This is a genomic window from Aminobacterium thunnarium, assembly GCF_055390565.1.
Genome location: NZ_AP042412.1, coordinates 630503 through 644173 on the forward strand (window position 1 = coordinate 630503; position 13671 = coordinate 644173).

The following is a 13671-nucleotide window of genomic DNA, read 5'->3' on the forward strand; positions in this document are numbered from 1 at the left end:
GTATGACGCGTGTAACGAACTCGATGATGCATCAGACGTTACTTTCTGATTTGCATAAAAATTTAGCTCGAATGCTTGAACAGAGCCATCAGCTTACTACAGGAAAAAAACATAGCCGACCGTCAGATAACCCCATCGATGTGACACGGGAGCTTGGTTTGAGCACGTCTATAACAGAGAATACCCAATATCGTCGTAACCTTGATGACGCCGTAACATGGCTTTCCAATACAGATACATCAATGAACCAGATGACCGATATTGTTCATCGTATTCGTGAACTTGCTGTTTATGCTGGTGACGGTGCCCTCAGCCAGACTGAAATGGATGCAATAGCAGAAGAGATGGTGCAACTTCAGGAAGAACTTATAAATACAGCAAATTACTCCGTGGAAGGTCGGTATTTGCTGGCGGGTTTAAATACCTCTGTCCCCCCCTTTAAGAGAGATGATTTGGGACGAGTTATCTACACTGGAAATACAGAACATGTAGAGTTTGAGGTAGAGCGAGGTGTAGTTGGTCAGGTCTCTTTCCATGGGCGGGAAATTTTTCCTCAAAGTGGAAGGGATTACTCTATTCAGAGTCGTGCTTTGCCTATGGATTTCAGGTGGGAAGGCCGATCCGAAATTATACAGATAAAGGTTGGAGATCGTGTCGCAAAGGTGCGCATCCCAGAGCGATGGTCTGATGATCAGTTGCCTGGTATCGATCAGCCAACTGATGAAAATGGATTTCGAGATCAGGGAGAATTGAAGGGGTACACATTAGACCAGATAGCTGACATTATCAATACAAGCAAAGATATGGGAGACATTAGTAAGCTAGTTACAGTTCGTACTGTAACAGATTCTGCAAGTCAGGTTCAGCATCTTGAATTTGTAAGCCATACCGGTGAGCCTATTCAAGTGACAAGTTGGCCCGAGACCGATACTACTGAAACAGATCATAGCCATGCAGGGCTGGTCTCTCTTTTAGGTATGGAAACGACATTGCAAAGTGTAGAGTTTTCATCAGATACTCTTTCTCTTAGTGGAGGAGCTTTACATTGGCGGCTACAAAGCGGAGATAACAAAGCTGATTTGCAAATTGAAGCCTCTGCTTCGCTTACAGTTGATGAGTTGGCAGAACGCATACGTCAGGTAGCCGGAGATTGGTTAGAAGTTGTTGTTCAGACAGATAGTGCTGAAACGTCTTCAACTCTTGACGGCGAGGTCGCTACCAAGAAGTTGCTTTTGCGCCCTAAAGACAATGAACCGTTAGTTATTTACGATAAAGCGGGAACAAGTAGCGCTCAATATGCTGCTCAATGGGGATTGTCAACGGCGATGACAACGGAGCCAGGAGCGTCAGTTTCTTTTTCCACAGCAACAACTCTGGATCCAAATTTACCTGCCCTTATGAAGGTCTCAGTTGGCGATAAAGATTACACTGTAAAAATTTATCTTGAAGATGTCCGTTCAGCTTCAGGGGGAAATAGTGTTGATAGTTTAAAAGTACTTGAGCAGATTGTAGACCAGGTTGGTGACGATGTTTTAGGTATGGATATTCTTGATTCGTCTACACAATATGGGGCTTTATTCTCGAAAACTGGAGAGCCTGTCGTTCTTCGCGATATGAACTTCTCCGATCCTTCTTTTGCTGCTTTTTCTGGAGGTCTTGCCCTCCAGATGGGAGTGCAGACAGGTCTTACAGGAGGAAGTGGTGCGACAGACGATATGATAACTGCTGGAGGAACATTGCGCATCGCTACATTGGGCAAGACAGTAGACATTACCATAGATGCTGGAAGCACCCCTGAAGATGTGGCTAGGCGGATACGAGAAGCGGCAGGGGATTGGATAGATGTCTCTTACTATGATCCTCGCCCTGGAGAGAGTGGAAGTCAGATTCAATTTGGACTAGTAGCTAAAGATGGTTCTCCATTGACAGTTTACGATGTGCAGGGGACAGTAGCGAGTGACATAATGAATATGGATAATGCTATTAAGGGAACGGTTGATGTGTCTGGGTGGACACCTCCTGCTAATGGAACGTTCTCTATCTCTATTAATGGAATGGAACACACAATAGATCTTTCTGCCATATCCCCGTCTGAAGCAGGAAATCCTGTTACTATCGAAGACCTTGTTCATACGATTAATAGTCGTTTTCAAGAGCAGGGAGTTAAGGCCGAGTTAGTAAAAGATGGGGCAGATCAGTGCCTTGTACTTTGGTCTCCACAAGGGTTTTCAATAGAAGCCACGCAATCGGGAGACGATGCAACTGCCTTGCTGGGGGCTACTTCAGCCCAAACGGAGAATCGTGGTGGGATAGGCGCCTATTCTCAAAAAATAACTGTTCGTACGGGGGCAAATCAACAGAAAACAGACTTCTTTGGAGTAATTGAAAATTTGGCAAATGCTGTTCGTCAGCAAGATAGAGAAGGTATCAACTCTATAATGTTAGGTAAAATCGACGATTTTACCGATAATTTACTTCGTTGTCGAACTCGAGAGGGTGCCGTACAAAAAAGGTACACTTCAAACCAAAGTCGACTTCAACAGAACAATTTAAATCTTACGGAGCTTTATAGCAAAGTGTCGGATGTTGATTTAGCGGAAGCCTATACACAACATAAAATGACTGAAGCCATCTATCAGGCAAGTCTTGCCATGATGGCGCAGATCATACAACCTACTCTAGTAGACTTTTTACGATAATTAGTATGGAAAGCGGAGGTGACTGAGTGATGAGCCGCATTCTTGAAACAAGCCGTTTTGGAGAGTTGCAAATTGAAACTGAGGCTGTAATCAGCTTCCCGAAGGGGATTCCTGGTTTTGAGACCTATAAGGAATGGGTTATTGCCGGTGATGACGAAAATCCCATCAAATGGTTACAAAGTGTGACCGATGTAGATACGGCGTTACCAGTTATTTCTCCACAACTGGTGGTGCAAAACTATAATCTTCAATTAGCTCCAGAAGATTTGACCGATATAGAAGGGGATTTTTCAAAAATAACAGTGATGGTTATTGTTACGATTCCTCCTTCTGCTCCTTGGGAGATGACAGCGAATCTCAGAGCTCCTGTTGTGGTTAACCACGAGAAACGGTTAGCCAAGCAAATTATTTCACAAAATGAAGAGTATCTTATGAGGACTCCAGTGCTGCCTCAAAGTGTTAGAGAAATGATGAAGAAAAAGGCGGCAGGAGGAGAAAAGTAATGCTTGTCTTAAGCAGAAAAGCAGGAGAAGCTATCGTTATTGGCGAAAATATAGAAATATCTATTCTTGAAGTGCGCGGGGATGTGGTTCGTATTGGAATAGAAGCCCCGAGAGATGTGCGCGTTTGGAGAAAAGAGTTGTGGCTTGAAACGGCTCAAGAAAACAAACGAGCTGTTGCTCCTACTGCATTGGCTAAAGAAGCGGAAGATATTCTTCGCCAAACTCTTCATAAGGATAAAGAGGATGTTGATTAATGCGACTATTAACGCCGAATTTTGATTTATGGCAGAAAAACTTAGATGCTTTGCAAAAAAGTAATCCTCAAGCTGCCGAGTTGTTAAAATCCTATGCGGAAGCTGAAAAATACGGAACATTTACAATGAGTTTTGATGATAATGTTGTCGAACTTCGCAAGAGTGACGGGCGATTGCATTTTAGAGAATATCGCAAAAAAACTTTCATTGAAATGGACGGAGGCCGCAAAGAAGATATTAACCTGTACATTGGTTTTGGCCTGGGGTATAGTTTTGCTAGAACGATGAGTCAAGAACGTATGAACCGGGCTGTGATTGTTGAGACAGACCCGGCTCTTTTATATTGGAGCATGCATATCCATGAAATGGAAGGATTGTTAGCCAGTCCTGGAATTTCATGGGTTGTGGGTACAACATCTACCGACCGTGAAACCCAGTGGCGACAAGTATTTGAAAAGCATAGGGGATTGTTGAATGAGGCCCCCTGTGTTTTTATTCACAGAACTAAAGATGGAGAAGAAAGTGTTCAAGAAATACGTCAGATCATAAGTGAGTTTAGAACTGCTTTAAGTGGAGAGATGCATTCGCAGCTTATAGATGCTGATCGTGCATATAGTGAGATGGCACATAATATTGTAAATGGCTGTTTAGTGCATAAAAAAGGGATGTTTCCTCTTTCTTCTTTACAAAAAATGTGGAAAGAAAAGCCCATTATCATTGCCTCAGCAGGACCATCTTTAGATAAACAGTTGCCCTTACTTAAAAAAGCCCAGGATTATGCTGTTATTATTGCCAATGATGTAATAGCTGAGGGGTTATTTAAGGAAGGAATTACTCCTCATGTAGTTGTTGCCCTCGATTCGTCTCGAATAATCTATGAACGGATGAAGCCTATTATAGAAGAATATAAACATGAGGCTTCCCATACTGTTTTTGTGGCTGGAACAAAAGTCCATCCAGTTGTTGTCTCAACGTGGCCGGGGCCAGTTTCACTTACTAATTGCGATGCTCTTGGTCCTTACCTGGCCAAGATAATGGAAATGCCGGATATTCAGAGTGGATTGTGTGTAAGCCACCTATGTTTTCATTTTGCTCAAGCTTTACAGCCTAGTGAAATTGTTTTTATAGGGCAAGATTTGGCCTATGGCCCCAATGGACAGACCCACGCCTCTTCTTTCGGGCAAAATCCCTATGGACAAAAAGGTTTTGCCACGGTGCGGAGTTGGGATAAAAGAACAACTGTAGAGACTAACGATCATTGGTACTCATTCCTTATTTATTTTGAACGTTGCATAGCTTCAACGCAAACACCTATTTATAACTGTACTGAAGGTGGAGCATGGATTGAAGGAGCAAATCATGTCCCTTTTGCTAGTTGTGTTGAAAATTGGAGAGAAAAGCATCTAGGGTTAGTGCCTCATGAAAAGAGTGAGGAGCAAATCTTTGAAAGCGGCGTTGATAGCAACAGGGCAAAGAGGATTGTTCAAGAAATAGAAAGTTTGCAGAAAAACTGTACCTGCGTTTTAGACGAAATTCATAATATATGCGCGCAAGGGCAGATATTATCGCTAAAAAATATATGTGTTACCTCTGTCAACCTTTTTCAAAAGTGGAAGCTTTTGTGGTATGATGCGCGAAAATTTTCTATAGGGCTTCACTCTATAATGACCTTTTCTGAGTCTGGCCAATTTTGGAATCAGTCTTTTCCAGAGAAGTGGAAGCATAAAGATTTTATCTCTTTTTGGACTTCCGTTTACGAGGATGTAGCGTCTGTTTTAACGTATCTCGAAAAAATTCGTTACTTATGGGTGAAATTAGTTCTACCCCAAGAAGATGCTCAAACTATTTCTCCCTATGCTATTTGGCAAGAAATAATACAAGGAAACAACGAGTGGTGGAATCCATGGATTGAAACATCTTCAAAAGAAGAACGTTCTTCTTTAATTGCCCAACTCTTGTTAGTTGGGTACCTAGCTGGCCTCGATAAAGATTTGCGTCTCTTTACAGATTGGGTTGCTTCAGAATATACAGGTTTTTTCGGAGAGTGGTGTGTTGCCTGGAAGAATTTTATTGATGGGGAACTTGATGGCTATATTGAAATGGCACGTCTTATCTTTGCTGTTCGTCACGAGGCTTATGATGTTTCAGAAAAAGGACTAGATGGTGCTATGAAATTAGTTCAGTTACTCCCCTCTCTTTTGCGTAGTTTTGCAGTTCATATTAGAAAGAGTCGACAGGGGCAACAGATTTCTTCCCTCTTCCCATCCTTGCTTGCAACTCTTCTTGACGGTGAAGCTTATTTTTGGGAGGGGGATATATCTTATAATGACTCTTTTCTCTCTCTTTTGAATTCGCTGCCTAATGATTCTTTTCATGATTGGTTCAAGAAAACGGCAGGAGGAAACTGGGCAGCTTGGACGGCAGAACGTATTATGATGAATGTATCAAAAGAAGAACAAGAAAAAGTTGAACAAAAAATATTACTTTGTTGGAATATTTCTCTTAAGAAAGCAGAGAAAGTTGTCGATATATAAATATGAGTTTTAGAAAAGGAGGTGAATTCCCCAGAGGTGTAATGTTTTTGTAGTAAGATGATTCGTTTTTCAAGGAAGAATCAACAATTAACCTCAAGGAGGAGGAAATAATAATGCGAGTATATCATAATATTCCTGCACTTTTTGCTTACAATTCTGTAAGCCAGACAAATGGTTCTCTTCAGAAATCCATTAACAAACTTTCCACAGGTCTTCGTATTAATAGCGCTGCTGACGATGCGGCGGGACTTGCCATCAGCGAGAAAATGCGTGCACAGTATAAGGGATTGGATCAGGCTGTCAGCAATGCTCAAGATGGTATTTCTATGATTCAGACAGCTGAGGGTGCTCTTAACGAAACACATTCTATTTTACAGAGAATGCGCGAGTTAAGCGTACAGGCGTCAAACGACACACTCACATCTCAGGATCGCCAGTACATCCAGCTTGAAGTCGATCAGCTTCGTGATGAAGTTGATCGTATTGCTGGAACAACTCAGTTTAACAAAAAGAAGTTGCTTGATGGTTCTGCATCTGTGCTTTGGTCCACAGACGAGCTTTCTACGAAGGTTTTTGTACGTGGCGGACTTCGTACCATTGATCAGTACGGCCAGAAGATCGTAGCTGAGGGCAACTATAAACTTTCTGTTGAGGCTAAAGCTGGTCAGACACAGGTACAGAAGAGCGACATTTTCAAGGTGAAACATGATGATGTCATTGCTGATGTTTCTGGTAAAGAAGCTCTTGGTATCAAAACTCTTTCCGGAGAGGGCCTTGTCCATGCAAGCGCTAACGCAACTTCCGTAAAATTAGAAGCTACTTTGAGTGCGGCTACATCAGCTACAGGAGTAATAAATTCCAGCTTTGGGGTACAGGATGGCGTACCTACAGGCTTTGACGATTTCCTCGGCACTGCTGCAACTGCTTTGTTTTCTGGAAGCGATGTTAATGCTTCTACATTATGGGAAGTTAAAGCTGTCAATGGTCATAAGATAACCTTCAATGTAAAAGTCCAGACCATGGGATCTACTGCCGGTGCTGTTATGCAGAGCGCTGAAAAAGATATTACAATTGATTTCGAGGCTGCTGGTACAGCTTCCGCTCTTGACACACTTACAACAGCAGGTCTTACGTTTAATGCCTTAAATGGAACGCATGTAACTACCGCTATGGATGCCAATTTGAAAGTTGGAGAGCAGTTTGTCATCAATGTTGGGAGTAAGACTACTGGTGGTGAAGATGGTCTGAAGTTCAGTGTTACAGCTGATGGCGTAACCAATACTCAGGAGATGCAGTTCTATTTCGCCGATGGTGCTTTGAATGATACTCAGAAAGAGCTTAAATTCTGGGCATTTGACGAAGATGGAACAGCTCAGCTCTCCACATATAAATTTGATATGGGCACATTAGCTGCTGGCGAGGCTACCTTCCGTCAGTTAGATGCTGGTGACGAGGCTTTTGAAGATGTCAGCTTGAGAGATCTTGATAAGTTCTGGGATGCTTCTTCTGGACGATTCCTTATGGATGATCCTCAGACAATTAAACTTGTTCAGGGTGACGGTAAAGACGCAAGTATTACTCTGTACAGCCAAGATACACTTGGTGATTTGGCATTAAAGCTGAATAACGCAGTCTCTTCTGGCTTGGATCAGATTAAAGTTTTGGATGCTGCCAATCGAGATGAGAACAAAGGAAACTTTGTTAAATTCGTCGAAGATGATGCCGATAATACCCCTTATTCTGTACGTGGCACATTGGTCATTTCCAGTGCTGTAGCAGGTAAAGCTGGAAATATTAACTTTATTGGTGACGAAGATGTCGTTAAAGCTCTCAGCTTGAACGAAGTTCAGAAAGCATCTGAAAACACCTTTAACGTTAAGGTAACCAATGCTCACACCGGAACAAATGTAAACCAGGTTGAAGTAACAGGCAATCAGCTTGTTGGAGTAGTACATCCTAACGTAGATGTCGAGATTGACGCTATGGCTGGCTTAGATGCTGCTTGGGATGATGCTGCTAAGAAATGGACCGTTTCTTCTTCTGGTACATATGATACAACTGTTCACCTTGCCGATAATACAACTGTTTTCCAGATTGGTGCCAATGAAAAAGAAGATATGGGAGTCTATATTGGCGATATGAGTACACGTTCCCTTGGTTTGAACAAAGTACTCGTAACTGACAGAGATTCTGCCAGCCGTTCTATCACTGTCATTGATAGTGCTATCGACAGAGTTTCCAGCCAGAGAGGCAACCTTGGTGCCTATCAGAACCGCTTAGAGCACACCATCAATAACCTGACCACAGCCAGCACAAACCTGACCGCTGCTGAAAGCCGTATTCGTGACCTTGATATGGCAAAAGAGATGATGAACTTCACGAAGCTCAACATCCTTATGCAGGCCGGTAACTCCATGTTGGCCCAGGCGAACCAGCTGCCCAACGCTGTTATGCAGCTGCTTCGGTAAGACAAACGAGAGAATAAAAAACATTTTGAGAGGGGCTTTAGCCCCTCTCTTTTCTAGCAGAGGATGGTGGCGGATTCATGAACATTTCCTCAAAAGCGGGGTTTCGCTCCAGTCCTGTTGACGCGACACTCTCTCCTTTGTCTATCCACCAGCAGGCCGGGGGTAGTTCAAACAGAAGCAATACTTTTCATAATGGAGTTCCTTTTTCCAAAAACGAAAAGGAACTAAAGAATGTTCTCACCCAAGCAGAAGAAATAGTTCAAATTTTTGATAGAAACTTAAAGTTCAAGTATGTTAAGGAAGCGGATCTTTTCCAGGTAGAAGTTATAGATACGGTTAAAGATGAAGTTGTTCGAAAGATCCCACCTGACGAAGTTGTGAACTTAGTAAAACATGTTGAAGATCTGCTAGGGATGCTCTTTGATGTAAAAGGATAGTGGAGAGCCGGCTTTTTGCCGGCTTTTTTAAAATTTAATGGGAGAATATGAGATGTCGAAAAAAATATTTGGTTTTAATATTGATAAGCAATGGGACTATGAAAATGGTTTCTATTTATCAAGTCATATAACAAGATTATCAAAGGTTCTTGCTCAATATGAATTATATAAATCTATAATGACTTTGCCCGGCCATATAGTTGAATGTGGCGTATATAAAGGAGCGTCTCTTATAAGATTTTGTACGTTTAGAGAAATATTAGAGAGTTCATATTCTAGGAAAATAATAGGGTTTGATGCGTTTGGGAAATTCCCTGGTGCTGATAATGACGTAGATAGAGAATTTATAGATAAATTTGAAAACGAAGGGGGCGATGGAATTTCTAAAAGAGAATTGGAAAAAGTGTTAACGCACAAAGCTATAAATAATTATGAACTTATTGAAGGAGACATTACTTCTTCAGTTCCAGAATATATTTCTAAACATCCTGAATTAAAAATAGCTCTCTTACATATAGATGTGGATGTCTATCAACCTTCCAAAATAATCTTAGAACTTCTTTATAATCGCCTAGTTAAAGGTGGCTTGGTTTTATTTGATGATTACGGGACGGTTACAGGAGAAACCCGAGCGATTGATGAATTCTTTGAGAATAATCAAGATATCCTTATTCAAAAGTTGCCAATATCGCATGTGCCATCGTATATAACAAAACCTTAATAGCAAATAAAATCCCAAAAATATATTCGCATTATGTCACTATAATTTTAAATATATCTTTAGTTTTTTCTTAAGAAAAAACTAAAGAGTAGAATCTAAAAATTCTGAGGGAAAAGTCAATAGTATAAATGTAAGTGTGTATTTAATGCTGATTTGGAGGTTATACAGGATGTGTTATAAAAAACCTAGACTTATAGCAGAGGCTGGCTGTAACCATAAAGGTAAAATTGAAATTGCAAGGGATCTTATTAAGATAGCAGCGGTTTTTTGTAAAGTTGATATTATAAAATTTCAAAAGAGAAATAATAAGGAATTATTAACTGAAGAGCAGTATAATGCTCCCCATCCTAATCCAGTCAATTCATACGGTAAAACTTATGGCGAACATAGAGAATATTTAGAGTTTAGTTTAGACCAGCATAGACAACTAAAAGAGTGGTGTGAAGAATTTGGAGTTACTTACAGTACTTCAGTTTGGGACTTAACTTCAGCAAAAGAAATAACTTCATTAAAACCTAAATTGATTAAAATACCATCTGCATGTAACAACCATTTTGAAATGCTTAGTTGGTTATGTGATAATTTTGAAGGAGAAATTCATTTATCATTTGGAATGACTACACGCGAAGAAGAAGACAAAATAGTAGGTCTTTTTGAAAGTAAAGGGCGTAACAAAGACTTAGTGGTTTATAGTTGTACTTCAGGGTATCCTGTGCCATTTGGAGATGTTGCTTTATTAGAAATTAAGCGACTTAAAGAAAAGTTTGGGGCAAAAGTTAAAGAGATAGGATTTTCAGGGCATCATCTTGGAATAGCAGTAGACATTGCTGCATTTACATTGGGGGCAACAACTATAGAAAGGCATTATACTTTAGATAGAACGTGGAAAGGAACCGATCATGCTGCGTCATTAGAGCCAGAAGATATGCGAAGACTGAAGAGAGATCTTGATGCGACTTATAAAGCATTAAACTACAAAAAAGAAGAAATATTAGAAATAGAAAAAGTGCAGCGGGATAAGTTGAAATATAGGGGGAGGTAGATTTGAAAAACAGATTGGGGAATACTTTAGCATTTATACCAGTTCGTGGCGGAAGTAAATCTATTCCTTTAAAAAACATTAAATTAATTAACGGTAGACCTCTTGTATATTGGGTATTAGATGCTGCAGTGGAATGCGACGAAATTGATAAGGTTGTTGTATCTACAGATAACGAAGAAATAAAGGAGGTAGTAAAGGAGTATAGTTCAAATAAAGTCTTTATTATAGATAGATCTGAAAGAGTATCAACAGATATAGCATCTACTGAATCTGTAATGCTTGAATTCGCAAATAAGTATGATTTTGAAAGTGTAGTTTTAATACAAGCAACTTCTCCTCTTTTAACGAGTCAGGATCTTTCCAAGGGAATAAAAAAATATAACCAAACCTCTTTTGATAGTGTTTTGTCAGTAGTACGTCAGAAAAGGTTTTTATGGTCCGAATCTTCCTTGCAAATTGGAGATGCGCTGAATTATGATCCACTTAATAGGCCGCGTCGTCAAGAATTTAAAGGCTTTTATGTCGAGAATGGGGCTTTTTATATAACATCAAAAGAGAATTTATTGAGTTCGAAATGTAGAATTTCGGGAAATATAGGGTTGATAGAGATGCCTGAAGAATCATATTTTGAAATAGATGAACCTACAGATTGGATAATAGTTGAACAATTGCTAAAGAAGAGAAAAAAGGCAACAAATTTGGCAGATAAAATAATGAACTTAAGATGTTTGTTGACTGATAGTGACGGCGTCTTAACTGATGGTGGAATGTATTATTCTGAAAATGGCGATGAACTTAAAAAGTTCAACACAAAAGATGGAATGGGTTTTAAACTTTTAAAAAAGCATGGTTTTATAACAGGAATAATTTCTGGAGAAAATATAGAATTGCTCAAACGAAGAGCTAACAAAATGAAAGTTGACGAAGTATATTTGGGAATACAAAATAAGATGAAAGTAATAGAGGAACTTTGCGAGAAACATCAATTAGCGTATGAAGAAGTAGCATATATTGGTGATGATATAAATGATTTAGAAGTGGTTAAAAGGGTAGGGCTAGGTTGTTCTGTTAAAAATGGAATGGAGTGCATCAGGGAAAATGCCGATTATGTAACGAGTGTAAAAGGTGGCGAAGGAGCTGTGAGAGAAGTTGTCGAGCTTATATTAAAAATGAGGGGTAATATAAATGAATTTTGATTTGTTTATAATTACACCTACCGAAACGCTTTTTGAAGCTTTATACAAAATTGATGAGAATAAGAAAGGTTTTTTATTGGTAGTTGACGAGAATAGGCACGTTATTGGTACTTTAACAGACGGAGATATTAGAAGAGCTTTTATTTCTGGGCAAAATATTAAAGATATGGTAGGAAGTGCATATAATAAGACCTTTAATAAGGTTCTATTTAATGATAATTTTAGTAAAATAATTGAATTATTTAAAAGTTCTCGTATTAACTTTATCCCAATAGTAGATGAAAAAGGTATTCTGAAAAACATTATCACTAAGAATAATATGCATGTACTACTCTTGGCGGATATTGATTTTGGCCTTGATTATGACTTTTTGTCTTTAGATGACGAGTTACTTGAACATGAAATTTATAATAAACCATGGGGCTTTTACAAAACAACCTTTTTGAATAAATATTCCCAGTCGAAAATAATAAAAATTAAGCCTAAAGGTAAATTAAGTTTACAAGAACATAAAAAAAGAGAGGAGTATTGGGTCGTTATTAACGGTTGGGGTGAAGTGATTATTGGGGAATCTAGAAAAAGGGTAGAAGCAGGGAGTTTTGTGTATATTCCCAAAGGGTGTAAACATAGATTAATTAACACTTCAGAGGATATTTCATTGATGGTTGCAGAAGTTCAATTAGGCGATTACTTCGGAGAAGAAGATATTATACGATATGATGATATTTATGGAAGGCGATAACGTAACTCCTCAGAGTGCTTCTTGTTTTAGGCGTTGAATAGGCGTCAAAAAACTATGAAATCGGTGTTGAAACCTAAGAAGAGGGGGGTTCTTTATGCAATGCTTAATATGTAATAAAATTAGTAAAGGAACATTAGTTTCTTCTACCGTAAGAGATGATGAAACTGAAACAATAAAAGTTTTAAATTGTCCTCACTGTGGACATACTCAGCTTTCTGTTCTTCCGTCACAAAAAGATGAACAAGATTTTTATGACTTAGATAAACAGGCAACAGCTTTATGGGGAAATACATTTGACATCGATAGCATCAGAAAAAGAGCACTTCCTGATACGTTTAGGCGTATGTCTATGGTAAAAAAAGAGTTAAAAAATTTTTATCCAGGTGTTCCATATGCGAGTTTAACAGCTCTTGATGTCGGATGTGGATATGGTTTCTTTGTGGAAGAACTTTCTTGCGAAGGTGTCTTTGCTGTTGGTTTAGATCGCAGTGATAAGAGAGTTGCTTATGCTCAATCAAAGGGAAATCTTAGTTTTTATAAAGGAACTCTAGACGATTTCATAGCAGACGATATAAAAATCAGTTTCCATATTGTTTCTGCTTTTCATGTTTTGGAGCATGTAAAAGATCCCCTTGATTTTTTAAAAAAAGGCTTACATTTAGTTAAAGAGGGGGGCTTATTCCTTTTGGAAGTTCCTAACAGGGATGACCATTTTTTGAAGGAAAATGAAGCATATAATCATTTTTATTGGCAAAAAGCGCATCTAAGCTATTTTAACAAAAAAAGTCTTGAATACTTATGCCACCTTGCTGGAATAAAAAATTATAGAGTAAAATGTGTTCAAAGATATGGGATAAGCAATCTTGAAAATTGGAAAGCTAACAATAAACCTCAAGAAGGAATGCCGTCCTATGCTTTTCAAGATGAAGGCCTAAAAGAGTTAGAAAAAAATTATTTTCTCCCTAAAATTAAAAAATTTGAAGCGGATACGTTGCTGCTTTGTATACCTAAAACTGGTAATCTAATAGAATCCGTATTTCCCACCTAGACGTATAATAGTTTCGACGCTACAATG

Annotated in this window: 11 protein-coding genes; all 11 read left to right on the forward strand. The window is 39.1% G+C overall.

Annotation, left to right across the window (positions count from 1 at the left end):
* Positions 1-2: 2 nt before the first annotated feature.
* On the forward strand, positions 3-2699 hold the full coding sequence (gene flgL, locus ACZ5GY_RS03100; RefSeq protein ID WP_213696095.1) for a flagellar hook-associated protein FlgL: 2697 nt from the start codon (positions 3-5) through the stop codon (positions 2697-2699).
* A 29-nt stretch (positions 2700-2728) separates the two neighbouring features.
* A complete protein-coding gene (fliW, locus tag ACZ5GY_RS03105; protein WP_307880078.1) occupies positions 2729-3202 on the forward strand; it encodes a flagellar assembly protein FliW in 474 nt (157 codons plus the stop codon).
* Positions 3202-3456: a carbon storage regulator CsrA gene (gene csrA, locus ACZ5GY_RS03110; protein ID WP_213690591.1), complete on the forward strand. Its 255-nt coding sequence runs from the start codon at positions 3202-3204 to the stop codon at positions 3454-3456. Before fliW ends, csrA begins: the two co-directional genes overlap by 1 nt.
* Positions 3456-5990: a motility associated factor glycosyltransferase family protein gene (locus ACZ5GY_RS03115; RefSeq protein WP_464111981.1), complete on the forward strand. Its 2535-nt coding sequence runs from the start codon at positions 3456-3458 to the stop codon at positions 5988-5990. Before csrA ends, ACZ5GY_RS03115 begins: the two co-directional genes overlap by 1 nt.
* A gap of 113 nt (positions 5991-6103) precedes the next feature.
* Positions 6104-8458: a flagellin N-terminal helical domain-containing protein gene (locus tag ACZ5GY_RS03120; RefSeq protein WP_464111982.1), complete on the forward strand. Its 2355-nt coding sequence runs from the start codon at positions 6104-6106 to the stop codon at positions 8456-8458.
* Positions 8459-8535: 77 nt separating this feature from the next.
* On the forward strand, positions 8536-8895 hold the full coding sequence (locus tag ACZ5GY_RS03125) for a flagellar protein FlaG (RefSeq protein ID WP_213690588.1): 360 nt from the start codon (positions 8536-8538) through the stop codon (positions 8893-8895).
* A gap of 52 nt (positions 8896-8947) precedes the next feature.
* On the forward strand, positions 8948-9616 hold the full coding sequence (locus ACZ5GY_RS03130; protein ID WP_464111983.1) for a TylF/MycF/NovP-related O-methyltransferase: 669 nt from the start codon (positions 8948-8950) through the stop codon (positions 9614-9616).
* A 169-nt stretch (positions 9617-9785) separates the two neighbouring features.
* Positions 9786-10658 (forward strand): N-acetylneuraminate synthase family protein, encoded by an 873-nt coding sequence (locus ACZ5GY_RS03135; protein ID WP_464111984.1) that lies wholly within the window; start codon positions 9786-9788, stop codon positions 10656-10658.
* A 2-nt stretch (positions 10659-10660) separates the two neighbouring features.
* Positions 10661-11854, forward strand: coding sequence for a cytidylyltransferase domain-containing protein (locus ACZ5GY_RS03140; protein WP_464111985.1), 1194 nt, complete (start codon positions 10661-10663; stop codon positions 11852-11854).
* The gene (locus tag ACZ5GY_RS03145) at positions 11844-12596 is read left to right on the forward strand and encodes a CBS domain-containing protein (protein ID WP_464111986.1); all 753 of its coding nucleotides are present in this window, start codon (positions 11844-11846) and stop codon (positions 12594-12596) included. The genes ACZ5GY_RS03140 and ACZ5GY_RS03145 overlap by 11 nt, the downstream gene beginning before the upstream one ends.
* A gap of 94 nt (positions 12597-12690) precedes the next feature.
* Positions 12691-13644 (forward strand): class I SAM-dependent methyltransferase, encoded by a 954-nt coding sequence (locus ACZ5GY_RS03150; RefSeq protein WP_464111987.1) that lies wholly within the window; start codon positions 12691-12693, stop codon positions 13642-13644.
* The last annotated feature ends 27 nt before the right edge of the window (positions 13645-13671 follow it).